We start from the raw sequence: 25,941 nt of genomic DNA on the forward strand, positions 1-25,941 counted from the left end.
GCCTCCACATGTGTTCTCGTCTGTCGCAGCAGGAGAACACCGGCACCGGAGGCTTCGTAACAGGGAAAGTCCACAGTCCCTCCGCGTCGCTTGCCACAGGCGGTGCGGTTTTCCAACTTCGGAGCGCATGAGATCTTCCGCTCGTTTTCCCGCGAGAATGCTCATGTCGGAGGTGACAGGCAGCGCTCCGCAACGACTGGCACTGGGAGGGGTTCGGGAACGTGGACCCTGGTGTGGTGGACGAGTCGTTCGTCGGGCGTGCGCGCGAGTCCGACCGGCTTCGGTACTGTGCGGACAAGGTCAGGGAAGGTGACTCCTGGCTGGCCGTCATCGAGGGTGAGGCCGGGATCGGCAAGAGTGCCCTCGTGCGCAGGTTCGCCGCGTCGCTGGACGACTTCACGGTCCTCCGGGCGATCGGCGACCCGTCGGAGGCCGACCTGCCGTACGGCGTGATCGGACAGCTGGCCCGGCATGTGGACCGAGCGGTGCTGGAACAGTTCCCCTTGCTGGCCGAGAGTCCGCCCGCGGGCACGAATCCGCATGTGGTCGGCGGGCAGTTGCTGCTCCTGCTGGGCGCGTTGCAGGAGTCAGGGAACCCCGTCGCCGTGATCGTGGACGACGTCCAGTGGGCGGACCGGTTGTCGGTCCAGATGCTGGGCTTCGTCCTGCGCCGTCTCTGGGCGGACCGGGTCCTGGCGATTCTGGTCACCCGGCCGGAAGCGGAAGCGTCCGGCGAAACGCTGGAGAGGCTGCTGCGGTCGTCGGAGCGGACGGTGAAGGTCGATCTGGGCGGGCTCGGCCGTGACGAGATCGCGCAGCTGGCGCAGGCCCTGATCGAAGGCCGGTTGGCGCCGGGCCTGGCCGACCGGCTGCACGCCTACACCCGGGGGCACCCGCTGTACGTCCGGACCGTGCTGGCGGAGATTCCCGCCGAGGTGCTGCGAGACGGCATGTTGGAGCGCTGGCCCGTCCCGCGATCGCTTCAGGTCGGGATCAGGGCGCAACTGGACCGTCTCCCACAGGAGTCCCGCCACCTCCTGGAGGCGATGGCGGTGCTGGACGCGCAGGTTCCGCTGTCGGCGGCCGGCCGGCTCGCCGGCCTCCCGGACCCGGCGCGCGCACTCGGGCCTGCTCTGGCCGCCGGGCTCGCGCTGTGGTGGCCCAAGGAACCTCAGAGCCCCGTCGCCCTGGTGCACGCACTCCAGCGCGACACGATCTATGACTCGCTCACCCCCGAACGGCGTCGCCTCCTGCACGCCGGCGCGGCTGCGCTCGTGAGCACGGCCGCCGGCTGGGCCCATCGGGTCGCCGCTGCCGCGACCACCGACGCCGGGCTCTCCGACGAGCTCGACCGGTCCGGAATGGAAGAGGCGGCGAGCGGACGCAACGCCGTGGCCGCCACCCGCCTCCTGTGGGCCTCGTCTCTGTCGGCCGACCGCGCGGATCGCGAACGACGGCTCCTCACCGCCTGTGCCCAGTCGCTGCTCACCATGCAGCCCGGCTGGGCCGCGAACCTGCGGCAGCAGGTGGAGGACTGCTCGCCGGGGCCGCTGCGCAGCTGCGTCCTGGGGACCCTGGACATGATGGCGGGCCGGTTCGCCACCGCCGAGGCGCACCTCACCCAGGCATGGCAGGAGGCCCTGTCGCTCCCGAAGCCCGGCTGGGTCGCCGTACTGGCCGGCACCTTCCTGACCAACATCATGCTCTGGCGCGGGCGGGGCGCCGAGACGGTGGAGGTCGCCCGCCGCACCCTGGCCATAGGCGATCTCGACGCGGCGACGACCGACTTCACCCGCGCGGCCCTGGCGACCGGCCGGCTCTGGCACGAAGGTCCGCGCGCGGCATTGCGGGACATCGCGCATCTGCCGGTCCAGGGCACCACGGTGGGCAACCACAATCTCGACACGCTGGCCACGCGCGGCGTCCTGCGTCTGTTCCTGGGCGAGCTCTCCGCGGCGCGCACTGATCTTCAGATCGTGGCGCAACGCGACCAGCAGGGGGCCGGATCCAAGTTCGGCCCCCTGACGATCTCCCTTCTGTCCGTCGTCCACTACGTCGCCGGCGACTGGGACGAGAGCGAGTCCACCGCGGAGCGGGCCCTGGCCGTCGCGTCGTCCCAGGACCAGCTGGCGGGCGAGGCCCCGGCCCGTTTCGCGGCCATCTGCGTCAAGGCCGGCCGGGGTGAGTGGGACATCGCACAGCGACACCTCGACGACCTGGCGCGGATCGCTCAGTCCCTCGACTCGGCAGCCGAGATCGTCTACTCGGCCCTGGCGGCCGCGACCGTGGCACAGGCCAGGGGCGACCACACGGCCATGCTGCGCTCGCTCCGGCCGATGCTCGACGGGACGGCCGAAGACGGCCGGTTCCGCCTGCTGTACAAGCCCTTCTGGCTGTGGCAGCAGTCGCTGCTCGTCGAGGCGCTGACCGGCACCGGACGGGTGGACGCCGCAGCGGTGGCACTGCGTGAACTGCGGGCGGCCTACGACGGCAACGGGTATCTCGGGGTCGTCATCGCCGCACTCGGCGGTCGGCTCGCCGAATCCCAGGGCCGTCCGCACGACGCCCTCGCGATCTATGAGCAGGCCGTCGCCGCCGACGCGGACGGTGACACCGGGCCCCTTCACCTGGCCATCGTGGAACAGGCCTACGGAAGGCTTCTCCTGGCCACCGGTTCCACGTCGCGGCGGGAGGCGGCAGCGTGGCTCCACAAGGCGCACGGCCGTTTCAGCACGCTGCGCGCCGTGCCGTTCGCCCGGCGGTGCGAGGCCGATCTGTCCGCGAGCGGGCTCACGGCCTTCGAGAAGGATCCCGGCCGGCTGTCGGCGCTGACGGAACGCGAGCTGTCCGTGGCACACCTCATCGCGAGCGGACGGACGAACCAGGCAGCCGCGGCGGAGCTCTACGTCAGCCAGAAGACCGTCGAATACCACCTGTCCCGCATCTACGCCAAGCTCGGCATCTCCTCCCGCCGCCAGCTCGCCGAGGCCCTTCGCTCTACGTGAGCCTCGCCCGGCCCGACCCTGGGATCGACGACTAGGGGCAGTCCCCAGTGTCCAGGTCGGGCGCCGAGTGCTTCCCTTGGTCGAGGAGATCACCGCCTCAGCGGTCTCCGAGTGGTGCCCGCTCAAGCGCGCGGTTGATCGACGCCTCCGTGACGGCCGTCGCGGGTCGTGGACCCATCGCTGAGAAGGAGTGGTCTCCATCGCCGATCCACTCAGCTTCGCGGAGGTGCTGCGCCGCCATCGGCACGCGGCGCGTCTCACGCTGGAACAGCTCGCCGAGGCCTCGGGGGTGAGCGCCCGAAGCCTGTCCAACATGGAGCGGGGACGCAGCAGAGGACCTCAGCACCGGACCGTCACCGCCCTCGCGGACGCACTCGCTCTCGATGAGAGCGCCCGCAAGCAGCTCGTCGAACTGGCGCGGGACGGCCGCCTGCGGGATCACTGGACCCGCCCGACCGGTCTCTGCGCGCTCCCGCGATCCGTCGGCGACTTCACCGGCCGGGCTGCCGAGCTGGCCTGGACGAACGATCTGGTGCACGCCGGCGCCTCGCCGGGGGCGGCCGGCATCGGCCTCATCACCGGCCCCGCCGGTCTGGGGAAGACCACGTTCGCCGTTCGCGCCGCCCATGCTCTGCGGGCCGATTTTCCGGACGGGGTGTTCTTCCTCGATCTGTTCGGCATGTCCTCGCAGCCCGTCGCCGCGGGAGAGGCTCTGGCGCTGCTGCTTCGTGCGCTCGGCGTCGCGGATCACGAAGTACCCAATGACGTCCCCGATCGTGCCTCCTTGTACCGGTCGTTGCTCGAGGGGAAGCGCGTTCTGGTCGTGCTCGACAACGCCGCCTCCGAGGAGCAGATCCGGCCGTTGTTGCAGAGTGGTGGCCACGGCCGGGTCCTGATCACCAGCCGCCGGCTGCTGGCCGGCCTGGAAGGGGTGCGCAGGCTCAGCCTGGGACCCCTGCCCGTGGCGGAGGCCATAGAACTGCTGACCGGGATTGTGGGCGACCGCTCCGCATCGGACGGCGAACCGGCGCTGACGCAGCTCGCGCAGCTGTGCGGCGGCCTGCCTCTCGCGTTGCGGATCATCGGGAACCGGTTGGTCAGCCGTCCCGGCTGGAGCGCCGCCGAGCTCGCCGCCCGGCTGGCGAACGAGGAACGCCGGCTTGAGCAGCTCAGTGCGGGTGACCTCAAGATCGCCAATGCGTTCGGGATGTCGTATGAGCAGCTCGCGGTGTCCGCGCGACGGGTCTTCCGGCGGCTCGCCCTGGTGCCGGGCCGGGACTTCGACGCCGCTCTGGCCGCGGGCGCCGGCGGGATCTCGGCCGAGGAGGCCTGGGACGCCCTCGACGAGCTCGTCGACCTCGGTCTGCTGCAGGACGGCGCGTCGGGCCGGTACCGCTTCCACGACCTGGTCCGGCTGTTCGCCCGCGACAGGCTTCAGGCGGAGGACACCGCGGCCGAGCGCGATGCTCTGATCGAGAGGGCGACGTCGTGGCTGCTGCGGATGGCCACCACCGCCGGGCGGTGGTTCGAACCCGCCTACGGCCGTCCCGACCGGCCCGACGCCGACCTCGCCGACCTGTCCTCCCAGGAGCAGGCCGACCGCTGGTTGCGCGTGAACGTGGACAACTGGCTGGGCGCGGTGCGTCACGCGGCGAGTGGCGGCCTGCACTCCGCCGTCCTCGACTGCGCCGAGTCGATGTACTGGTTCTCCGACCGGTGGATGCACGCGCCGCACTGGCAGGAGGTCTTCACCCTCGGCGCGGAGGCCGCCGCCGCCCTGGACGATCCGGTCCGACAGGCCACGCAGATGAACTTGCTGGCCTGGGTCCATCTGGTGCCGCGAGACGACCCGGAGACCGCCCTGCGGTACACAGCCCGGGCGATCGACCTGGCTACCCGCGGCGGCGTCACAGCGGAGATCGCCTCGGCTCACCACCAGGCGGGAGGCGCGCTGCGACGACTCGGCCGGCTCGATGAGGCCATCGCGGCGGAAACCCGGGCGGCGCGGATCCACAAGGCCAACGGCGACATGGACCGGTACTGCCACTGTCTCGCCAGCCTCGGCACCTGCCTCCTCGACGCCGGAGAACACGCCAAGGCACTGGAGCAGTACCTCGACGTGCTGGCCCTGATGAACGACGACCGCTCGGGGATGACACCGAGCGTCGCGGCGTTCAACCGGCCGATCGTGCTCGCCCGCGTCGGCGAATGTCTGGGACTGCTCGGCCATGGGGCCGAAGCGATCATCAAGCTCACCGAGGCGATCGGCCTCATGGAGCAGGCGAAGCTGCCCGTCCCGCAGGCACGCTCCCTGAAGACACTGGCGGGCCTGCTGGCCGGCGAGGGCCGGACCGGCGAGAGCCGCAATGCCTACGCGCAGGCGGCCGAGGTGTACGAGGCCATCGGCGACGCCGAGGCGAGCAGCCGCTGCCGCGAGCTTGCGACCGCTTCTTCTTGACCGCCGAGAGCCGGTTGCGCGCGAACTTCTTCGTGCTGTTGTGCGTGGTCCGGTTCCTTCCGCGCGACTTGGATTGAAGGCACGGGACAGGCGTCGCGCCTGTCCGTCCATCCAGGTCAGGAGCGACCATGACGACAATCGAGAACGTCGTGCTGGTGCACGGCGCCTTCGTGGACGGATCCGGCTGGCACGGCGTCTACGACGACCTCGTGAGGGACGGTTTCCGTGTCCGGATCGTGCAGAACCCGACGGTGTCGCTCGGCGACGACGTCGCCGCGACCCGCCGGGTCCTGGACGCGCTCGACGGTCCGGCCGTCCTGGTCGGCCACTCCTATGGCGGGGTCGTCATCAGTGAGATCGGCACACACCCCGACGTGGCGGCGCTGGTGTATGTCGCCGCTTTCGCCCCCGACAGAGGCGAGTCGGCCGGCACGCTCATCGCCGATCCGCCGCCCGGGGCGCCGGTGCCGCCGATCCTGCCTGCGCACGAGGGATTCCTCCGTCTCGACCGGGACAAGTTCCACGGCGCGTTCGCCGCAGACGTCTCCGCGCGGTCGGCGGCGTTCATGGCCGACGCGCAGGTCCCCTGGGGTGTGGGAGCCCTCGCCGGGGCGGTCACCGAGCCGGCCTGGCGGCACAGGCCCAGCTGGTATCTCGTCGCCACCGAGGACCGGATGATCCCGCCGCCGGCCCAGCGTGCCATGGCCGAACGCGCCGGGTCGTTCGTCGTGGAGGCGATCGGCAGCCACGCCGTCCACGTCTCCCAGCCCGCCGCGGTCGCCCAGCTCATCCGCCAGTCGGCCGTCCGATGACGGCCGTCACGCGCGACGTGCGCGCGCTTCGCACGGAGGGCCCGTCCGGCCGCGCCGGCGACCGGCCGCTGATCGGCCGCATCGAGGAACAACGCGTCCTGGCCGGTCTTGTGGCCGGCGTCCAGGAAGGGCTGAGCGGCGTGCTGGTGCTGGTGGGCGAGCCCGGGACCGGCAAGACCCGGCTCCTTGCCCAGGCCGCGACGGGATGCCCGGATGTGCGCGTCGCCAGGATCGTCGGTGTGGAGTCCGAGGCACATCTCGGCTTCGCCGCGCTGCACCGCCTGCTGCGCCCGTGGTCGCCGCGTATCGAGAGCCTTCCCGCCCCGCAGCGCGACGCGTTGCGCTCGGCGTTCGGCCAGCTGGCCGGAGTCGCGCCGGACCGATACCTCGTCGGCATGGCGGCTCTCACGCTTCTCGCGGACGCCGCCTCGGTCCAGCCCCTGTTGTGCGTGGTGGAGGACGTGCAATGGCTGGACCGGGAATCGGCCGAAGCCCTCGCGTTCGTCGCTCGCCGGCTCCATGCCGAAGCCGTGGGGCTCCTGTTCGCCGCCCGCCCGCGCTCCGACGGTCTGGCCCTCTTCGACGGGCTGCCCGTCATGACGGTGTCCGGGCTGCCCGAGCGCGATGCCGGCAGGCTGCTGTCGGCGAGCGCTGCCGGGCGTCTCGACGACGCGGTGGCCGCGAAGATCGTCACGGGCACCGGCGGCAACCCGCTGGCGTTGATCGAGCTCGCCCGCACGCTCACCGCTGAGCAGCTGTCGGGCCGTGCCCCCCTGCCCAGCCCTCTCCCGGTCGGCCGGCTCCTCGAAACGCATTTCCTGCAGCAGATCCAGGCCCTCCCCGCGGACACCCGGACCCTGCTCCTCGTCGTCGCCGCCGCGCCGCCAGGAGACCAGTCGCTGCTCTGGCGGGCCGCCGGTCACCTGGGGATCGCCGCGAGCGCGGCGGACACCGCGCTGTCCGCGGGTGTTCTCACCCACCATGGCTCCCTGGACTTCCGGCATCCGTTGATCCGCTCCGCCGTCTACCGCGGCGCCGACGCGGTGGAGCTGCGCAGTGTCCACGCCGCCCTCGCCGCCGTGAGCGATCCGGATCGCGACCGGGACCGCCGCGCGTGGCATCGCGCGCACGCCACCATCGGCCTCGACGAAGAGGTCGCGGCGGAGCTCGAAAGAGCCTCCGAGCACGCACGTTCCCGCGGCGGCCACGCGGAACAGGCCGCCTTCCTGTCCCGGGCGGCGGAGCTTACTCCCGATGTCCGCGATCAGGCCGCACGGCTCGTCGCGGCGGCACAGGCCTACGTCATGGTCGGGGACTCGGCCGCGGCGCGGAAGATGCTCGGCCGTGCCGAGCCCGGCCTGGACCGTCCGGTGCTGCGCGCCCGCGCGCGGCAGATAAGGGCGACGGCCGAGCTGTACCTCGGCCAGGTCGCCGCCACCCCCGCGATTCTCCTGGAGGCCGCTGAGTCGATCGCCGACCAGGATCCCCGTCTGTCGCGAAAAATGATGTTCGAAGCACTCCAGGTGGCTCTGATCACGTACGACCGCTCCGTCGGAGTCACCCCGCAGGGCCTCGCGCGCGCGGTGCTGGCCTCACCGGCGATGGAGTCGACGGAACCGACCTTCTCCGACCTGCTGCTCAACGCCTATGCCACACGCATCGCCGTCGGCCACCGGCCCGCCGTGCCGTTGCTGCGCGGCGCGCTGGAGGCCCTGCACACGGACGAAAGCCTCACCGAGGACGGTCTGCCGCTGGCGGTCGTCAGCATGTTCGCGTCCGAAGACCTGTGGGACGACGAGGGAGGGTGGCGGGCGTGGAAGCGGCTCGAAGCCTTCGACCGCGAGAACGGCGCGCTGGGCGCTCTGCGGACCACACTCATGGTCGGATCCATGTGGGAGCTGCGCGCGGGCCGGTTCTCGGCGGCGGGTGCGCTCCAGGACGAGCTCGCCGATCTGGCCGGCATGATCGGGCAACCGTCCTCCGGAGACATCCAGCGGATCGAGCTTCTGGCATGGAGCGGAAGGGAGGCCGAGACACGGGCGCTGGCGGCCGCCGCGCGGACCGGCTCGACCACCGGTCTCGCCGACTTCGCCGGGAACAGCCTGGCGGTGCTGGAGCTGAGCCTCGGCCGCTACGCCGAAGCACTGGCCCGCGTCCTTCCGTCGTTCGAAGCCGACAGGCCGGGCACGGGCACCAGATCGTTGCACGAGATCGTCGAGGCAGGAGTAAGGAGCGGCGACCACGTCGCCGCGAAGGCGGCCCTCACCCGTCTGGAGGAGCGCGCCCTGGCCGCCGGCACCGCCTGGGGCCTCGGCCTGCTCACCCGCTGCAGGGCGCTGATGGTCGACGACGAGCACGCCGAGCGGCTCTACCGCGAGTCGATCGAGCTGCTGGGCCACACGCGGATCACGACCGAAGTCGCGCGAAGCCACCTCCTGTTCGGCGAATGGCTCCTGCGGCACAAGCGCCGCAGCGACGCGCGCTTCGAGCTCCGAACGGCCTACGAGATGTTCACAGAAATGGGCGCCGCGGCGTTCGCCGAACGAGCCCGAGCCGAACTGTCGGCGACCGGCGAGCACCCCCGCAAGCGAACCGCCCCCGACGCCGATGCCCTGACCCCCCGCGAAAAGCAGATCGCGACCTTCGCCGCGTCCGGAGCCACCAACAGCGAGATCGCCGCCCGCCTGTTCCTCAGCACCTCGACCATCGAATACCACCTCAACAAGATCTTCAGAAAGCTCGACATCACCTCCCGCCGCAAACTCGCTCCGCTCCTCCAGGGTGCGTCCAGACCAGCCTGAACCCTCCGTACGGTGTTGCGCTGGGAGCCGTGGAGACGGTCATGACTGCGCCGGTGATCCGACCCCCGAGCCTGGACACACTGGGGTTTTTCCCTGATTCGGCGACCTGCTCCGGCGCGGTTCCATGAGGACGACCGGTCAGGGCGACGTGATCGCGGCCTCCGGCCACTGGATCTCGCGGGACATCCGGCCGAACTCACTCGCCACCTGCTCGCCTTCCTCGACTGAGAGCGGTATCCGACGATGACGAACCGACCCCTCCGCCGGCGCGGTGCGATGATCGCGCTGGCCGCCCTCGCCGTGTTCACGCTCGCCGCCCCGGCGTCGGCCGCCGGCCGTCCCGATCAGCCCAAGCCGACCATCGTTCTCGTGCACGGCGCCTGGGCCGACGCGTCGAGCTGGTCGGATGTGACCGGCCGGCTGCAACGGCTCGGGTACACCGTGCTCGCCGCGCCCAACCCGCTGCGCGGGCTCGGCGGCGACGCCGCCTACCTGTCGGCGTTCCTCGCGCAGCGGACCGGCGGCCCGGTCGTCCTGGTCGGCCACTCCTACGGCGGCGCGGTCGTGACCAACGCGGCCGGCGCAGACCCCGACGTGAAGGCGCTCGTCTACGTCGACGCGTTCGCGCCCGACGAGGGCGAGACGATTCTCGGGCTGCAGGGCGGCGGCGACCCCAGCGCGCTGTTCGACGTCGTGGCCTACCCCGGGGCGCCGGCCGGAGACGTCGACCTCTACATCAAGCCGGCGGTGTTCCCGCAGGCGTTCGCGGGTGATCTGCCGGCCGCCACGGCCGTGCGGCTGGCCGCCGAGCAACGCCCGATCGCGCTGAGCGCGCTGCAGGAGCCGTCCGGGCCGCCCGCCTGGAAGAAGCTGCCGAGTTGGTACCTGATCGGCACGAAGGACGGCATCCTGCCGCCGTCTCTGCAGGCCACCATGGCGAACCGGGCGCACAGCCATGTCACCGAGGTCGCCGCGTCGCACTTGTCGATGCTGTCCCGGCCGCAGGCCGTGGTGGACGTCATCGTCGCCGCCGCCAGGTCCGTCCGCTGAACCCGCGCGCGGCCCCCGGGGGCGGGCCGCGTCCCGAAGAAAGGGCCCGTCGTGGAGCTGCATCTGTCAGGCAAGACCGCCGTGGTCACCGGCGCGAGCAAGGGCATCGGGCTGGCGATCACCCGGGCGCTCGCCGCGGAGGGCGTCAGCGTGACCGCCGGAGCGCGGCACATCAGCGCCGAGCTGTCCGCGCTGGCGGCGGAGGGCCGCGTACGCCCGGTCGCGGTGGACCTCGCCACCGTGGACGGCCCGGCGGAACTGGTCGAGGCCGCCGGCGCGGCCTTCGGCGGCCTGGACATCCTGGTCAACAACGTCGGCGCGGTACGCCCGCGCACCGGCGGCTTCGCGTCCGTCGCCGACGCGGACTGGCTCGCCACCCTGACCGTCAACTTCCTGTCCGCGGTGCGCACCACCCGCGAGGCGCTGCCGCTCATGCTCGGCCGCGGCGGCGGCGCGATCGTGTCCGTCAGCTCGGTCAACGCGTCGCTGCCGGACCCGTTGGTGATCGACTACAGCGCCGCGAAGGCGGCCCTGGCCAGTTTCAGCAAGTCCCTGTCGAAGGAGCTGGGCCCGCACGGGATCCGGGTCAATACCGTCAGCCCCGGGCCGGTCTCCACCGACCTGTGGCTCGGCCCGGACGGCGTCGCCGCCACGCTCGCCCGCCGCGACGGCGGCGAGTCGCAGGCGGTCGCGAAGCAGGCCGCCGCCGACTCGGTCACCGGCCGGTTCACCCGCCCGGACGAGGTCGCCGACCTCGTCGTCCTGCTCGCGGGCGAGCGCGCCGGCAACGTCACCGGCGCGGACTTCGTCATCGACGGCGGCCTGATCGATACCCTGTGACCAGGGCGGACGGCGGCGCTCACCTCGCCGGTGAGCTGGTGGGCGGGCGGACACGCGCGGTGAGGCTCCGCGCGGAGACACCGTCCCACCGCTGCCCGCCGCCCTGGACGCCCTCGAAGGACTGCCGCCCGCGTTCGCCGTCGCCGAGAACGACGTGCCGCGCGGCGCCGCCGTCACCCCGGCCATCGAGCTGATCGAGGCCGTCCCGACCTCAGGAAAGGCGAATTCATGACCACCGCAGAACAACCCGTCGTCGTACTCGTCCACGGCGCCTTCGCCGAGTCGGCGAGCTGGAACCGCGTCATCCAGCGTCTGCACGGCCGCGGGCTGACCGCCGTCGCGGCGGCCAACCCGCTGCGGAGCGTGGAGGGCGACGCCGCCTACGTGCGCGACGTCATCGCCGGCATCGGACGGCCGGTCGTCCTGGTAGGCCACTCCTACGGCGGCATGGTGATCACACAGGTGGCGGCCGGCAACGACGCCGTGCAGGCCCTCGTGTACGTCGCCGCCTTCGCCCCCGAGCCCGGAGAGAGCGCGCTGGCGCTGACCGGCAGGTTCGAGGGCAGCACCCTGGGTGGTGCGCTGGTGGCCTACCCGGTCTCCTCCGGCGGCGACGAGTTCCGGATCGCCGAGGACAAGTTCCACCACCAGTTCTGCGCCGACCTCGACGCCGATGAGGCCGCCCTGATGGCGGCGACCCAGCGCCCGGTCACCGAGCAGGCGCTCGCCGAGGGGCTGACGGTCGGCGAGCCGGGCTGGCGTACCACGCCGTCCTGGTTCGTCCACGGCGACAGCGACCTCAGCATCCCGGCCACGGCACTGAGGTTCATGGCCGAACGCGCCGGCTCGCGCGGAACCCGTGAGATCGCGGGCGCCTCTCACGCCGTCGGGGCGTCCCAGCCCGACGCGGTGGCCGCGGCCGTCCTCGACGCCGTCGGGCACGTACAGGGCTGAACGAGCGTGTCGGCCCTGCGCAGCCGAGTGAGTCAGGTCAGCACCCGGATCGGGGTGCCGTCGAGGTAGGCGCCGATGTCTTCCGTGGCCTCACGGAAGAACGTCGCGTAGTTCAGCTCGCTGACGTAGCCGAGGTGCGGCGTGGCCAGCACGTTCGGCAGCGTACGGAACTCGTGTCCCATGGGCAGCGGCTCCTCCTCGAACACGTCGAGACCGGCTCCCGCGATCCGCCCCCCGCGCAGCGCGGACGCCAGGGCGGCCTGGTCGACGATCGCCGCCCGCGAGGTGTTGACCAGGTAGGCGGTGGGTTTCATCAGCGCCAGTTCCCGCGCGCCGACGAGCCCGCGCGTCCGGTCGCCGAGCACGAGGTGGATGGAGAAGACGTCGGAGCCGGCGAGCAGGGCGTCCAGGCCGGGGGCCGGCCGCGCGCCGCACTCCTCGGCCCGCTCGCGCGTCAGGTTCCGGCTCCAGGCCAGCACGTCCATGCCGAACGCCCGCCCGATCGCCGCCACCTGAGACCCGATCCGGCCGAGGCCGAGCAGCCCGAGAGTGCGTCCGTGCAGGTCGGTGCCGAGGGTGTGCTGCCAGGGGCCGCCGGTGCGCAGCGCGGTCGCCTCGGGCAGCAGGTGGCGGGCCAGGCCGAGGATCAGCGCCCATGTCAGCTCGACCGTCGAGGTCGAGCCGCCGCCCGTGCCGCAAACCGTGACGCCGTGCGCCCGCGCCGCCTCCAGGTCGATGGCGGCGTTGCGCATGCCGGTGGTGACGAGCAGCCGCAGGTGGGGCAGGCGGTCGAACACCTCGGCGGGGAACGGCGTGCGCTCCCGCATGGCGACCACAATCTCGCAGTCGTGGATGGCCGCAACGAGCTCGTCGGTGCTCGTGAAGTGCTCGTGGAAGCTGGTGGCCCGGACCCGGGACCAGTCCGCCAGCCCGAGTGCCACCCTCTGGTAGTCGTCCAGCACGGCGCAGCGGAAATCAGTTGGCATGACGAAATCCTCAGCTCGGGGAGGAACGGTGTCGGTCGGAGTTCGTGGGGGGTGATGCCGTCCGTGCGCGAACGGCAAGGGCGTGTTCGTGCAACGGGGCCGGGTCAACGCTCCAGCGTACGCATGCCGGCTTCGTCGTGGGTGTCGCCGATGGCCGGGGGAAGGTCGTTGAGCTTCTCGATCTGTTCGGCGGTCAGCTCCACGGCGTCGGCGGCGGAGTTCTCCTCGACGCGTGCCACGCGCTTGGTGCCGGGGATGGGGGCGATGTCGTCGCCCCGGGTCAGCAGCCAGGCCAGGGCGATCTGTGCCGCGGTGGCACCCGCGTCGGCGGCGATGGCCTGGACCTCGTCGGCGATGCGCAGGTTGTGCTGGAAGTTCTCGCCGGTGAAGCGGGGCATTGTGCTGCGCATGTCGGTGTCGTCGAAGCCGCCGGTGGAGCGGATCTTCCCGGTGAGGAAGCCGCGTCCCAGCGGCGAGTAGGGCACGAAGCCGATGTTCAGCTCGCGCAGCAGCGGCAGCACCCGTGCCTCCGGTACCCGAGTCCACAGGGAATACTCCGACTGGACGGCGGCGATGGGGTGCACGGCGTGGGCACGGCGGATCGTCTCCGGCCCGGCCTCGGACAGGCCGATGTGGCGGACCTTGCCCTCGGTAACCAGTTCGGCCAGCGTCCCTACGGTGTCCTCGATGGGCGTGTTCGGGTCGACCCGGTGCTGGTAGTACAGGTCGATGTAGTCGGTGCCCAGCCGCTTGAGCGAGCCCTCGACGGCGGTGCGGATGTTGGCCGGGCTGCTGTCGAGATGTCCTGGCCCGCCGTGCGCATGGGAGATCATGCCGAACTTCGTCGCCACCACGGCCTGGTCGCGGCGGCCCCTGAGCGCCCTGCCGAGAAGTTCCTCGTTGACGTACGGCCCGTAGACCTCGGCGGTGTCGAGGAAGGTGACACCCAGCTCCAGGGCCCGGTGGATGGCGCGGATCGACTCGGCGTCGTCCGTGCCGGCTCCCGTGTAGGCGTAGGACATCGATACCAAGCCCAGACCGATACGGGAGACGTCCAGGCCTCCCAGCTTGATGTGCTTCATGCCAGTTCTCTGTTTCTCTAGCGGTTTGTGCGACGTGCTGGCCCTGCGAACGGCTCCGCCGCGCGGCCAGGCGTTTGGCGAGGCCGGAGGGCAGGGCGGATGCTGCGCTGCCCGGCCGTGGGCATGACGGCCTCGGCGCGCGGTGGCGCGGCCCGTTCCCGGGATCGCACCACCGGGTGGCGGACGGTCAGGCGACGGGGACCCAGGTGAACCGGCCGTCCGGGCGGCGCTCGGCGCGTCCGAAGACCACGTCGGCGAAGTGGTTGCCGTAGCCGATGGTGCCGGGGCGGCTCAGCTCTTCCACCAGGCGGCGGCGCTCCTCGGTGGCTTCGGCGGGGTCGTGATCGAGCACGCAGCCCCATTCGGGGTGGGTGACCTGGATCGGGGCGTGCATCACGTCGCCGAACGCGATGAGCCGCCGATCGCCGCCGGTGATCGTGTACGTGGTGTGGCCGAAGGTGTGTCCGGCAGAGTACGAAACCCGCACGCCTGGGAAGATCTCGTCGCCGTCCTCGGCCGTACGGACGCGGGGTGCGAAGGCGGCCAGCCGTTCCTCGGTCGCCCCGCCCTCGGCGGCCAGGTCGCGCCGCTCCCACTCGGGTGCCGCGACGAAGTGGGTGGCGTGCGCGAACGGCGGCGCATCGGTGCCGGGCTCGGCGCTCCAGGCCCAGCCCAGGTGGTCGAGGTGGAGGTGGGTGATGGCGACGGCCTCGATCTGGCGAGGCTCGCGGCCCAGCCGCCGCAGGCCGTCCAGCATCTCGCCGCCGTGGATGCTTCCAATGACCGGGTTGGCCGGGTCGTCGGGGTGGGACTCGGGTCCGAACCCGGTGTCGATGAGCAGGGCCCGGTCACCCCGCTCGACCAGCAGCCCGCCGATGGCTGCGGGCAGGAAGCCGCCGTCGTCGAGATGATCGCGGCTGGCCGCCCAGTCCGCGTCGGTGGCGCCGGTCAGCCAGCCGCGCGGTTTGCACAGGCACAGCCCGTCCGGAACAAAGGTGATCTTCAGTTCGCCCAGACGGAGCGAGCGAACGCGCGGTGCGCTGGTCAGCCGTGCGCGGTCGAAATCGGTCGTCGTGGCCATGTGGTCCTACCTCGTGCGTGAAGAGGCGTCGCCGGGGTGGCGCTACGAACCAGAAGTTACAACTAGAATAGCTATAACTGCAACTATTTGAGTTTTAGTAGACTCGTGCGATGGCCACCGAGCGCGAGACCCAAGTCCAGACCGACCGCGTGCTGTGCGGGCTGGTCAAGGGCCTGGCCAATCAGATCGAAGCCAACATCCGGGTCCGGGCGGCCACGCTCGGCCTGACCGCCTCACAGGGCACCGCGCTGTGCGAGCTGACCCGCCCCATGACCCTGCGCGAACTCGCCGAACGGATGGGCTGCGAACCCTCCAACGCCACCTTCGTCGCCGATCGCCTCGAAGAGCAGGGCTACCTCGAACGCCATCCACACCCCGACGACCGTCGCGCCAAGCAGCTCGTCCTGACCCCCAAGGGCACCGAGCTCCGTGAACGCCTCATCGAGTTGCTCTCAGAAAACTCCCCCCTGGCCCCCCTGGCCCTCGAAGAGCGGGACGTCCTGCAGCGGCTCCTCACCCGCGCCCTCATCCGCTGACCCGCTCCGCCGGGCCTTGGCGGGGCGAGGCGTCTGTGGAGGTCTGCCGCCCCGAACGACCGGTGCGACCCGGCGGACGCGCGGATCGTCCCCAGCCGGCCTCGGCCGCTGGAGATCGTACGCCCGCATGACGAAGCCCCGGACTCCGTGAGGAGCCCGGGGCCGGATGCCGTCGGATGACGGGCCACCTCTCGGTGTGCCCGGCATCGGCGGTGAAGCGTTGCTTAGAGCGGGCGGACCTGCTCGGCCTGCGGGCCCTTGGCGCCCTGGCCCGCGGTGTACTCGACGCGCTGGTTCTCGTCCAGCGAACGGTAGCCGCCGGCGTCGATGGCCGAGTAGTGGACGAAGACGTCCGCAGAGCCGTCGTCGGGGGCGATGAAGCCGAAGCCCTTTTCAGCGTTGAACCACTTGACGGTTCCCTGAGCCATGATGCTTTCTCCTTGATTAGACGATCTCGAGGGCCACGGATGTGATCCCCGGGCTGCTGCGACCGACCGCCTTGGGAAAGCCTCTGCTCCGCACGGTAACGCCCGCTGTCATAACTCCGCAGGCGCTGTTAGGCAAACTGGGACTTCGACACAACCTGTTTCTCTGAACACTACACGCCGCGACCCCGTCCCCGCACCACTCCCCGGCGAAACCCCGTACGCGTCCCTCGAAGGCCCATGTTGGAAGGGAGCCGCGCGAGGATGAACCAAGGTGACGGCGCTTACGTGGTGGGGAGCATGAGACTACGAATGATCCTGCTCATGGCGGTGATGGCGCTGACCGCGGCCTGTGGAGGAGGGGAATCGGACACGTCGGCGGCCGCGGCCGACGACGGGCCGGCGCAGCCGGTCGCCGTGTGGGGCGCGGAAGGCGGGTTCGTGACCGCGACCATGAACGTGCTGCGTCCGCCGAGGGTGGTGCTGTACGGCGACGGCCTGGTGATCGTCGATGCGAGCAGGCAGCTGACGCTCAGCGATGCCGAGGCGGGCGAGGTGGTCGCGCGGATGGAGAAGGACCTGACCGGGCAACCGCCGACCGCGGCGCCGAAGCCGGGTGCTCCGCAAGTGACGGACCTGCCGGACACCGTCCTCGGCGTACGGGGCAAGGACGGGAAGATGCTGGAGGTCCGGGTCCCGGCCTTGCAACAGCTTGCGGACTTCTATCCGAGGCAGCTGGTGGACGCGAAGGAGCTGATGGAGGGCCTGGCGAACCGGGCCACCGCGGAGGGGGCCGGCTACGTCTCCGACCGCGTCCGGGTGGTCGCCGAAGGGGCCGAGTCGGCGGAGGGCAAGCCGTCGCCGTGGCCCGAGGGCGTTCCCGAGCCTTCTGGCGTGGTGGATCCGGTCTGGCAGGAGGATGTCGAGGGGGCTGCGGCGAGCGCGATCACCAAGGCGGTTCCCCCCGGCCAGCAGTACGGCCGGCCGCTCTTCAGGACCGGCTCGGGGACGACCTACGTGCTCTCCTGGCGGTACCTGCTGCCCCACGAGCAGTCACCGGCCTCCCCGGCGCCGGGCCAGAGGGGCTAGATCCTCAGACCACGGACGCTGCTGGCGGAGACCGCGAACCGCGGGCCGGAGACGGCCACATTTCCGGATATGAGTTATGTCCGCTCGCTTCGGCCGGACTCCGGCTCGTGACCGCGGACGCTCCGGCGGCCGATCGTGCGGCACGAACACCTGAGGGCACGCGGGTCACCTGTTCGACCTCGTCTTCGTCTTCGCCGTCACGCAGCTGTCCGCCTCGCTGCACGCGGACCACTCCCTGGCCGGGCTGGACCGGGCACTGGTGCTCTTCGTCCCGGTTTACTGGGTCTGGGTGAGCACGTCGGTCCATGCGAACACGTGCGACGTCGACAACGTGGTCGACCGTGTCGGGATCCTGGCCGCCGGACTCGGCAGCCTGGTCATGACGCTGGCCATCCCCGGCGCGTACGGCGAACGGGGCGATGCCGTTCGCCACCTCCTACCTCGCGGTCCGGACGCTGTTGCTGGTGTTGGTGGCCCGCACCCGTGGGTGGTTTGCCAACCCGTTCAGCGTCGCCGTGTTCGTGGCCGCGCCGCTGCGACCGGCCGGCACGGCTCTGGGCGCGCTCTGCCTGCTGGTTGTAGTGGTCGTCGCCGTCCACGTGTGGGAGTGCGCCGCCGGCCGGCGCGGATGACCCGGGCGAGTCGGCGACCTCGGGCACGGCGAGCCCCACGGCTCGGGCCTTCGGGTAGCGGAGCGGCGCTGCGAAGCGCCCGACGACGACAGCGCCTCTGCCGGGCTTGACGTGAGCCGGTCCGTGTGTCTTGATCAAATGGTTTCTCGTACTGGTGAACGAGTTCTGGAGGAACCATGCTGTCGGCGCGACGCCCTGACCGCGCTCCGTTGTCGCCTGGCCCCAAGCTCTTCCGATCAGCCTGGCGGCTGCTCGCCCTCGGCATCGTGCCGATCATGGCAGCGGGCCTGATCGTGACCCCGGTGCCCGCCGCTGCCGCAGCAGACATCAAGGCAGATCTCGGCGTGTCCCTCCAACCCTGGGAAGAAGGGGGTGATGTCGCGGCGGGCCAGGACAAGATTTTCGTCTCCGCCAAGGACCGCATCGTCGTCGCGGACACCCAGGCCGCTGTCACCGACACGATCAGCAACCTCCCCGGCCTGAGGGAACTCGCCCTGACGGCCGACGGGGCCCACCTGTACGCGGCGGTCGCGGGTTCGAATCAGGTAGCCGAGATCGACACCGAAACCCTCGCCATCACTCGGCGGATCGACATGACGGCGTATCCCTGCCCGTCGTCCCTGTCCCTGTCGGGGAGCCGGCTCTATGTCGGTTACGGCTGCAGCACGAACATGAGCGGCGTCGTCAGCCTCGACGTGTCGGCGGCGGAACCGGAGTACACCCAGATCCTGGCGGGTTTGTACAAGGCTCCTCTGCTGGCCGCCGCGGCGATGACTCTGGTGGTCGGCGACACAGGCCTCTCGCCGAGCAGCCTCCTCATCTATGACGTGTCCGGCGCCGTCCCCACCCGCCGCGGTGTGATCAGCGGTTCCACTTACAACCTGTCCAACCTGCTGGACCTCGCCGTCACCCCAGACGGCGCCACGGTGTTCTCGGCTTTCGGCTCGCCATACAGGTTCGACAGCTGGGACACCACCACGGTGACCCACGTCCGTAGCTACGGCCAGCAGGCCTACTCGCAGGCCGTCGCGCTCAGTCCGGACGGTGCCCTTCTGGTCGGCGGACGGTCGCGGGGGATTCCCGTCGAGGTGTTCGACGTCGCTACAGGAGAATCGAGGTTCACTCACGAGAACCGGGACGACGAGGTGATCCCGGGAAGTATCGCCATCCTCGGCACCACCGTCTTCGCTCTGCGGAGAGACCCGTCCTACCGGCTCTCCCTGTGGCGGCTGCCCGATGTGGCGCTCCCCGCGTCCTCGCTCACCCTCACGGCGCCCTACACGGCGACCGTGCTCGATCCGATCACACTGACGGGCCGCCTCACCCTGTCGGACGGCTCGGCTCCCGGCGCCCAACCTCTGAAGGTCACCCGTCATGGATACGACGGAACCGCGGAATCCCTTCCCATGACGACCACCGCCGAGGACGGCACGTTCACCGTCACCGACATCCCACAGGCCATCGGCAGGTTCACGTACGACGTCGCCTGGGACGGCAATTCGGCCTTCCGGTGGAGCAGAGCCTGGTGGTGGGCGGGAACCCTCGTGGAGAAGCGCATGCCGCCACTCACCCTGTCGCGGCCGTCCACGCCGCAGACGGCGCTCGAACCGCTCACGATGACCGGCCGACTCACCTTGGTCCCCGGATCGGTTCCGGGCGCGCAACGGCTGACGGTAACCCGAAGACTCCCCGGCGACGACACCGAAAAGCCTCTCCCGGAGGTGACCACCGACGATGACGGCACGTTCACCGTCACCGATACCCCGCCGGTCGGCGGGACCGTCACCTACGAGGTGAGCTGGGCTGGGAACGCCATCTACGACCCGAATTCGGATTCGCGCGTCCTGAGAGTCGCCAAGCGCCGGACGACCCTCACCGTGTCGGGACCTGAGGAGACCGTCGCCGGCAGCCAGATCGAGTTCAGCGGTGAACTCGACGGCGATGGCCGGCTTCCTTCACCGAACGCCGTGCTCATGGTGCGCCGCACCCTCGTGGGCTCCACCGGCACCACCACCACGCCGCTGTCGAATGTGACGGTGTCCGATGACGGGTCTTTCCGCTTCACCGATACGCCCGGTGAGGCCGGCGAATACACCTACAGCGTCAAATGGGCAGGTGACGATACGTTCTCGGCCGTGGAAGGTGCCCGCGTGGTCACGGTTGCGGGGTGGCCCGACTGAGTGACGGAGCCCAGTCAGCCGAGAAGTGCCGAGGACCTCGGGTGGATGGCCCGCCACCCGGGGTCGCCGGTCCCTCCGTCGCCTATCGCCGGCCTGCCACCGCCCCGGTTCTCGGGTCTTGTCTGACACTTCCTGTCGCGAGAACGGCGTTCCCGATGAGCCGTTTCGGCCTAATGCCCCACGATTCCTCCAATGCATCCGAAATATGAGATTTGTCAGGTTTCCTTGTTGGTTCACCTTTGCTACACGCAAGCGACGCCAACCGTTTCAGCTGCCGTGATTCCTATGATCGGCACGCTTGATCCATTGAAACGGTAGAAACATGACGCGCAGCAGCGCACCACGAGCACTCACCTGGCCCGGTGCGATCTCGGCGATCGCGCTCGCAGCCGGCGCACTGGTCGGTGCACCGGCTTCCCCGGCCGCGGCCGCCGGCGAGGACCGGCCGACCTACCTCGGCACGTCCCTGTACACCGGCGAGTTCCACGCGCACACGTCCGTGAGCGACGGTGCCGAGCTGCCGCCGGACGCCTACACGCATGTCCACGACGAGACCGACGCCGACTTCTTCGCGGTGACCGAGCACGACGTCATGTGGGACATCCGCAACGGCGACGACTTCGTCGACGACTGGCGCAACGCCGACTCCGCCGAGTGGCGTTACCTGCACGAGAGCGCCGCGAAGTTCAACGCAGACCAGAAAGACCTGGTCGCGGTCCCCGCTACCGAGAACACCTGGTATGACGGCACCGGCCACATCAACGTGTTCGACACCGACTGGCACGTGACGGCGCGGGCGACCGAAAAGGGCAGCGTCGACGGGTACGGCAACGTGTTCGGCACCGGCGACATGAAGTACGACTACTTCACGTTCCTGGCCCGCCTGAAGCAGGACCCGGACGCGATCGGCCAGTTCAACCATCCGTCCACCACGGACAAGGGCGACTTCTTCGGTTTCAAGGGCCTCGACCCGGTCGCCGACGACCGGATGGACCTCATCGAGGTGAAGTCCGCCGACGCGGTGGGCGAGTTCCAGAAGGCGCTGGACGCCGGCTGGCACCTGGCCCCGACGTGGAACGGCGACGAGCACTCCGCGACCTGGGTGTCCGGGAACCCGTCGATCACCGGCGTGTGGGCCAAGGGTCACTCCCTCGACGCCCTCTACGCGGCGATGCGAAACCGCAGCCTCTACTCGACGGCGGACGCCAACGCCGTCCTCGGGTTCGGCGGCAACGGCTCGCTCATGGGCTCGATCCTGCCGGGAGACACCACGAGCCTGGACGTCGAGCTCCGCCTCGCCGACCCGGACGAGAAGGACTCCTTCACCTCCGCACGCCTGATCACCAACGGCGGTGTGGTCGCCCACGACTTCGGCCAGGTCAGCGGCAACGACCTGACGCTGAAGACCACGCTGAACGTCCGGGACGGCGACTTCTACTACGTCCGCGCCGAGCAGGCCGACGGCAACTTCCTGGTGTCCGCCCCGATCTGGATCGGGAAGACCACCCGCGGCGCGAACTACGCCCCGACGATCACCGTCCCGGGTGGCTTCACAGCCACGGCTCGGTACGGCGACACGGTCACGCTGCCGCAGGTGACGGCCACCGACGACTCCGGCACCCAGCCGGCGGTCACGTTCGAGGTGTTCGACTCCGCGGGAAAGGTGCCCGTCTCGGGCGACGCTTTCCGGATCCGCTCGTACGACGACGCGTTCGTGGTCGTGAAGGCGACCGACAACCTCGGCAACACCAACGCCGAGCTGCTGCGCGTCCAGGTCTCCCAGGAGGCGCCGGACCCTGCGGGCGTCTTCCGCTTCGGCAGCAACGCGTCCGTGGGTGAGAAGCCCGGTGCCGCCGGGATCGCGGTCACCACCGACCGCGACGTCAGGCAGGTCTACGCGCAGGTCCTGCCCGAGGGCTCGGACGACTGGTCCACGGCCGAGGTGCTGACCTCGGCGAACGACCGGCCGTACGAGGTCGACACGGTCGGCGACGACGAGCCGGTCTACCAGCACTCCATCACGGGTCAGACGCTGCGCTCCCACGAGTTCCGGCTGACCGGGCTGAAGGTCGGCACGACCTACCGGTTCCGGTTCGGTGTGGCACGCGACGGCCGTGCGCCCAGTGCCGCCGACGCGTCGGCCTGGACCGACGTACGCGGCAGGTTCCTCGCGGGCGGCGCCAAGGGGGAGCCGGTCTACATCCTGGGCGACGTGCAGGTGCCCGACGGCGACGCCGACCAGCTCACGCTGCCGGGGCGGGTGCTCGACCGGCTCAAGAGCCAGACGCCGGGCGGCGGCACCGTGATCCAGGTCGGCGACCTCGTCGACCGCGGCGGCCGGGGGAAGAAGTGGGCCGAGATCCACGACTCCTTCCTGTCCAGGCTCGATCTCCAGTACGCGGGCCTGGTCGGCAACCACGAGACCTACGAGGACCTCGACTACGACGCGGTCGGCGGGCAGCCGAGTGCGATCTTCACCAACACGTTCGCGCTGCCGGGCAACGGTGTGATCGGCGAGAGTAACTACTCCTTCGACCGCGGTGACATCCACTTCTCCGTCCTGAACTCCAACGCCCGCCTGGACGAGCAGCTGGACTGGCTGGTCGACGACGTGCGCGCCTCGGACGCGGCATGGAACGTCGTCGTCGGCCACTTCTCCTACTACGGTGGCCAGCACGCCGACGACGGCGGCATGGACATCGACCGCGACAAGGTCACGCGCGTGCTCGACCGGCTCGGCGTCGACCTGTACGTCGGCGGGCACGACCACGTCTACAAGCGGTCGACGATCTACGACGGGCGCCTGGCCACGACCCCCGAGGAGGAGGCCGCGGGCACCACGTTCGTGACGATGGGGTCGTCCGGCCCGAAGTTCTACGACAACCAGAAGTTCTGGTGGGACGACAAGGTCTTCGACGAGGACGTCCAGATGGGCGGCGTCCTGAAGGTGACCGACGCCGGCCTGCGGCTGTCGACGTACACGATCGACGGGCGGCTGGTCGACGAGGTGACCGTCGCCAAGCCGCACGGTTCCTGGAAGGTCTCCTCGGCCGAGATCAAGGACCATGAGCTGAAGGGCGTGGGTCTCCTGTCCTCCCCGGGCAGCCTCGACAAAGTCACCGTCGTGGCCGCGACGTACGACAACGCTCAGCAGCGGATGCTCGACGTGCGCAGCGTCGACGTCACGCTCGACCACCTCGGCCGCGAGCAGTACGTCCGCTTCGACACGCCGCTGGCGGTGGCGCCGAGCTCGACGGTGAAGCTGTTCACCTGGGACTCCCTGGCGTCCGGAAAGCCCCTGCAGCCGGCCGTGACCCTGCGCGAGGGCCTGGCCGGCGAGGGCACCGAGCAGTCGCCCTACCTGATCGACTCGCCCGACGACCTCGCCAAGGTCGACAACGACCCGGCGGGTCACTACCGGCTGACCGCCGACCTGAACCTGACCGGCCTCGTCCGTGCCCAGATCGGCCGTACGACCACGTTCACGGGCGTCTTCGACGGCGACGGGCACACGATCTCCGGGCTGGCCGCCCTGGCCGACCAGGGGCCGGGCCTGTTCGCCGACAACCACGGCACGATCGAGGACCTGGTGGTCCAGGGCGACGTCGTCACCGACCGTACGACCGCCGGTCTGGTCGCCGACGCCAACCACGGCACGATCCAGCGGGCGCGCGCCGACGGGTCGCTGACCGCGAACAGCTACGTCGGCGGTATCACCGGCCACCAGTTCGGCACGGTTCGTGACAGTGTCTCCACCGTGGACGTGCACGCCACGACCCAGTACGCCGGGGGTGTCGTCGGCGTCTCCGTCGGCGGGTCGGTCACCGAGAACGTCCTGGCCACCGGTGCGGTCGTCGCGGACAGCGCGTCCGCGGGCGGCGTGGCCGCCTACGGCTACACCGACACCCAGGTGCGCCACACGGTGGCGCTGAACGCCAACATCTCCGCGTCCAGCTACGCGCACGCCATCGTCGGGCGCGTCTACACGGGGCAGACCGCCACGCTCGAGGACAACCACGTCAGCAGGTCCGTGCCGGTCAGCGGCCAGACGCTGACCGACCCGCCCGCGGCCGACAACCAGAAGGGCAACGTGGTCGCGCCCGCGGAGATCCAGAAGCAGGCCTTCTACGAGGCGCGCGGCTGGGACTTCGCGACCGTCTGGCAGTGGAACGACGTCGCCAGGCGCCCGACCCTGCGGATGGCGCCGGAGACGCTCGAACCGGTCCCGGCACCCGGGCTGCCGACGGACGAACGCGGTTTCTACAAGGTCGGCAGCGTCGACGACCTGACCCTGATGGGCAGGCACCCGTCCTACGACTACGTGCTCGCCGCCGACATCGACCTGACCGGCGCGCCGTTCACCAGCCTGCCAGGGCCGTTCACCGGCGAACTGGACGGCGCCGGCCACACCGTGAAGGGCCTGACCTCCACCACCGGCGGTCTGTTCGCCCAGATCTCCGGGCACGTCCACGACCTCGCGGTCCTCGACGCCACGGTGAACACCACGACCGCCCGCGCCGGCATCCTGGCCAACAGCAGCACCGGCGCCGTCGAGCGCGTATGGGTCTCCGGTTCCGTGACCGCGGGCTCTCGCGCGGGCGGTCTCGTCGGCGACTCCCAGGGCGTCGTGCGCGACGCCTACTCGACGGCGGACGTGCACGTGCGCACCACCGAGGCCGGCGGCGTGATCGGCGTGGCCCTGGCCGGCTCCACCACGGAGCGGGTCTTCTCCACGGGCGCCGTCACCGCGGACAGCCGCAACGACGGCGGGGTGGCCGGTTACGGCTACACCGGCACCACCATCCGCGACTCGATCGCGCTCAACCCGACGGTCACCGCGCCGTCCTGGGCGCACCGCTTCCTGGGCCGGGTGCTGGCGAACAACGTGGCCACGCTGAGCGGCAACTGGGCGGCCGAAACGGTCGACGCGAAGTCCCAGACCGAGACCGCGGTCGGCCCGGCCACGCTCAACGGTGCGACCGCGACCCGGGACGAGGTCGCGGGGCAGGACTTCTGGGCCGGCAGGCTCGGCTTCGACTTCGCGTCGGTGTGGCGGTGGGACGCCGGCCTCGGGCGACCGGTCCTGCGCGGCACGGCGGCACCGGCCACCGAGCCGAGCGCGGCACCCTCCACCGAGGCGACGGCGGCACCCTCCACCGAGCCGAGCGCGGCACCCGGGACCGAGGCCGAGCCGGCCGCGGCCGGATCCGAGGCCGGATCCGCGGCAGCGGGGGAGACCGCCACCGAGGCCGGGGCGGTGCGGACCGTCGCGTCCGCCACTGCGGTCCCGCCGGCGGCCGGGGCCACCGAGACCGGCGGCATCCGGCACGAGGCGGTGGTGAACGACGACGGCACCGTCACCGTGACGGTGTCCGCCGGGACCACGGCGGCGGCCAAGCAGTTGTCGTTCCTCCTGCTGAAGGCGGGTGCCTCGACGTCGGCGCCGGCCGAGGACGACATCGCCTACCTCGGAGAGGCACCCCTCGACGAGCAGGGCACCGCGACGCTGACCGTGCTCGTGGACCAGCCGGACGGGACGACCCTCGCGCTGAACACCTCGGGCGACACCGAGCGTCACGTCGCCTCGCTCCTCCCGCGGACGCCCGGGACGCCGGCGATGCGGGTGCTCCACGACACCGTGACCGCGACCGTCAAGACGCAGGGGAACGCCCCCGCCCAAGCGACGATCACCCTGATCTGCGCGGGTGCGGACAAGTGCCAGGAAGACGTCTCCGTCTCCCACGACGGCCGGCCTCTCGACACCAAGAAGGTCACGCTCCAGCCCGGCAAGACCAGGGACCTGAAGCTCAACCTCCGCGACGAGGCCCGCGCCGCCCTCCTCGCCGGCAAGCCGATCATCCTGGACGTCCGGATCGGCACGGCCCCGGCGGTCCAGGTCACCGTCACTCCGTGACGTACCGGCTGGAGAGGATCCGGCCTCTGCGGTGACTCCGGAAACCCATGGCGCCCGCGGCTTCGGCCGCGGGCGCCATGACCGTAACGGAGTAGT

General features: G+C 70.8%; 16 protein-coding genes and 1 pseudogene. 13 read left to right on the forward strand and 4 right to left on the reverse strand.

Translation table 11 applies throughout. From position 1 onward, the window contains the following. Positions 1–221: 221 nt before the first annotated feature. The 7 genes from ACIBK1_RS36645 (at position 222) to ACIBK1_RS36675 (ending at position 11,920) form a co-directional block, all read left to right on the forward strand. Complete coding sequence (locus ACIBK1_RS36645; protein ID WP_396740249.1) at positions 222–3,005, forward strand: helix-turn-helix transcriptional regulator; 2,784 nt, start codon at positions 222–224, stop codon at positions 3,003–3,005. 190 nt (positions 3,006–3,195) lie between these two features. Next, complete coding sequence (locus ACIBK1_RS36650) at positions 3,196–5,463, forward strand: helix-turn-helix domain-containing protein (protein WP_396740251.1); 2,268 nt, start codon at positions 3,196–3,198, stop codon at positions 5,461–5,463. A gap of 128 nt (positions 5,464–5,591) precedes the next feature. Next, positions 5,592–6,275: an alpha/beta fold hydrolase gene (locus ACIBK1_RS36655; RefSeq protein WP_396740253.1), complete on the forward strand. Its 684-nt coding sequence runs from the start codon at positions 5,592–5,594 to the stop codon at positions 6,273–6,275. Continuing rightward, the gene (locus ACIBK1_RS36660) at positions 6,272–9,076 is read left to right on the forward strand and encodes a LuxR C-terminal-related transcriptional regulator (protein ID WP_396740255.1); all 2,805 of its coding nucleotides are present in this window, start codon (positions 6,272–6,274) and stop codon (positions 9,074–9,076) included. Before ACIBK1_RS36655 ends, ACIBK1_RS36660 begins: the two co-directional genes overlap by 4 nt. Before the next feature lie 243 nt (positions 9,077–9,319). Next, positions 9,320–10,126: an alpha/beta fold hydrolase gene (locus ACIBK1_RS36665; protein ID WP_081903615.1), complete on the forward strand. Its 807-nt coding sequence runs from the start codon at positions 9,320–9,322 to the stop codon at positions 10,124–10,126. A gap of 51 nt (positions 10,127–10,177) precedes the next feature. Next, a complete protein-coding gene (locus tag ACIBK1_RS36670; protein ID WP_030508736.1) occupies positions 10,178–10,966 on the forward strand; it encodes an SDR family NAD(P)-dependent oxidoreductase in 789 nt (262 codons plus the stop codon). Positions 10,967–11,194: 228 nt separating this feature from the next. Then, positions 11,195–11,920, forward strand: a complete 726-nt coding sequence (locus ACIBK1_RS36675; RefSeq protein WP_030508737.1) for an alpha/beta fold hydrolase — start codon at positions 11,195–11,197, stop codon at positions 11,918–11,920. A gap of 32 nt (positions 11,921–11,952) precedes the next feature. Here ACIBK1_RS36675 and ACIBK1_RS36680 read toward each other — a convergent pair whose 3' ends face one another. From ACIBK1_RS36680 to ACIBK1_RS36690, 3 genes are all read right to left on the reverse strand, one after another. Then, on the reverse strand, positions 11,953–12,906 hold the full coding sequence (locus tag ACIBK1_RS36680) for a D-2-hydroxyacid dehydrogenase family protein (protein ID WP_396740258.1): 954 nt from the start codon (positions 12,904–12,906) through the stop codon (positions 11,953–11,955). A gap of 104 nt (positions 12,907–13,010) precedes the next feature. After that, positions 13,011–13,988 carry an aldo/keto reductase gene (locus ACIBK1_RS36685; RefSeq protein ID WP_396740260.1) on the reverse strand — a complete coding sequence of 326 codons (978 nt, stop codon included), beginning with the start codon at positions 13,986–13,988 and terminating at the stop codon, positions 13,011–13,013. A gap of 187 nt (positions 13,989–14,175) precedes the next feature. Further along, positions 14,176–15,069: an MBL fold metallo-hydrolase gene (locus ACIBK1_RS36690; RefSeq protein WP_396740262.1), complete on the reverse strand. Its 894-nt coding sequence runs from the start codon at positions 15,067–15,069 to the stop codon at positions 14,176–14,178. Positions 15,070–15,179: 110 nt separating this feature from the next. Here ACIBK1_RS36690 and ACIBK1_RS36695 point away from each other — a divergent pair, with 110 nt between their 5' ends. Next, positions 15,180–15,605: a MarR family winged helix-turn-helix transcriptional regulator gene (locus ACIBK1_RS36695; protein WP_396740264.1), complete on the forward strand. Its 426-nt coding sequence runs from the start codon at positions 15,180–15,182 to the stop codon at positions 15,603–15,605. A gap of 224 nt (positions 15,606–15,829) precedes the next feature. Here the strand turns inward: ACIBK1_RS36695 and ACIBK1_RS36700 are convergent, their stop codons facing one another. Then, entirely contained in the window at positions 15,830–16,033 is a 204-nt protein-coding gene (locus ACIBK1_RS36700; RefSeq protein ID WP_030508742.1) for a cold-shock protein, read from the reverse strand. Positions 16,034–16,330: 297 nt separating this feature from the next. Between ACIBK1_RS36700 and ACIBK1_RS36705 the strand changes: the two genes are divergently transcribed. From ACIBK1_RS36705 to ACIBK1_RS36725, 5 genes and pseudogenes are all read left to right on the forward strand, one after another. Further along, positions 16,331–17,119: a hypothetical protein gene (locus ACIBK1_RS36705; protein WP_396740266.1), complete on the forward strand. Its 789-nt coding sequence runs from the start codon at positions 16,331–16,333 to the stop codon at positions 17,117–17,119. A gap of 169 nt (positions 17,120–17,288) precedes the next feature. Next, positions 17,289–17,525, forward strand: a pseudogene (locus tag ACIBK1_RS36710) (low temperature requirement protein A); the annotation flags it as partial. A gap of 13 nt (positions 17,526–17,538) precedes the next feature. Beyond that, positions 17,539–17,751 (forward strand): hypothetical protein, encoded by a 213-nt coding sequence (locus tag ACIBK1_RS36715; protein WP_396740268.1) that lies wholly within the window; start codon positions 17,539–17,541, stop codon positions 17,749–17,751. A 176-nt stretch (positions 17,752–17,927) separates the two neighbouring features. Further along, the gene (locus tag ACIBK1_RS36720) at positions 17,928–19,931 is read left to right on the forward strand and encodes a WD40 repeat domain-containing protein (RefSeq protein WP_156080956.1); all 2,004 of its coding nucleotides are present in this window, start codon (positions 17,928–17,930) and stop codon (positions 19,929–19,931) included. Positions 19,932–20,253: 322 nt separating this feature from the next. Beyond that, positions 20,254–25,845: a metallophosphoesterase gene (locus ACIBK1_RS36725; protein ID WP_396740270.1), complete on the forward strand. Its 5,592-nt coding sequence runs from the start codon at positions 20,254–20,256 to the stop codon at positions 25,843–25,845. Positions 25,846–25,941: the final 96 nt, after the last annotated feature.

The organism is Microbispora rosea (assembly GCF_044460045.1).
Lineage (GTDB): Bacteria > Actinomycetota > Actinomycetes > Streptosporangiales > Streptosporangiaceae > Microbispora > Microbispora rosea.

What these genes read in the sequence shown, in the direction of transcription:
- ACIBK1_RS36660 (WP_396740255.1), top strand. Translation starts at nt 6,272, where the DNA reads ATGACGGCCGTCACGCGCGACGTGCGCGCGCTTCGCACGGAGGGCCCG.
- ACIBK1_RS36695 (WP_396740264.1), top strand. Translation starts at nt 15,180, where the DNA reads ATGGCCACCGAGCGCGAGACCCAAGTCCAGACCGACCGCGTGCTGTGC.
- ACIBK1_RS36685 (WP_396740260.1), bottom strand. Translation starts at nt 13,988, where the DNA reads ATGAAGCACATCAAGCTGGGAGGCCTGGACGTCTCCCGTATCGGTCTG.
- ACIBK1_RS36720 (WP_156080956.1), top strand. Translation starts at nt 17,928, where the DNA reads ATGCTGTCGGCGCGACGCCCTGACCGCGCTCCGTTGTCGCCTGGCCCC.
- ACIBK1_RS36715 (WP_396740268.1), top strand. Translation starts at nt 17,539, where the DNA reads ATGCCGTTCGCCACCTCCTACCTCGCGGTCCGGACGCTGTTGCTGGTG.
- ACIBK1_RS36675 (WP_030508737.1), top strand. Translation starts at nt 11,195, where the DNA reads ATGACCACCGCAGAACAACCCGTCGTCGTACTCGTCCACGGCGCCTTC.
- ACIBK1_RS36655 (WP_396740253.1), top strand. Translation starts at nt 5,592, where the DNA reads ATGACGACAATCGAGAACGTCGTGCTGGTGCACGGCGCCTTCGTGGAC.
- ACIBK1_RS36700 (WP_030508742.1), bottom strand. Translation starts at nt 16,033, where the DNA reads ATGGCTCAGGGAACCGTCAAGTGGTTCAACGCTGAAAAGGGCTTCGGC.
- ACIBK1_RS36680 (WP_396740258.1), bottom strand. Translation starts at nt 12,906, where the DNA reads ATGCCAACTGATTTCCGCTGCGCCGTGCTGGACGACTACCAGAGGGTG.
- ACIBK1_RS36690 (WP_396740262.1), bottom strand. Translation starts at nt 15,069, where the DNA reads ATGGCCACGACGACCGATTTCGACCGCGCACGGCTGACCAGCGCACCG.
- ACIBK1_RS36725 (WP_396740270.1), top strand. Translation starts at nt 20,254, where the DNA reads ATGACGCGCAGCAGCGCACCACGAGCACTCACCTGGCCCGGTGCGATC.
- ACIBK1_RS36705 (WP_396740266.1), top strand. Translation starts at nt 16,331, where the DNA reads ATGAGACTACGAATGATCCTGCTCATGGCGGTGATGGCGCTGACCGCG.
- ACIBK1_RS36665 (WP_081903615.1), top strand. Translation starts at nt 9,320, where the DNA reads ATGACGAACCGACCCCTCCGCCGGCGCGGTGCGATGATCGCGCTGGCC.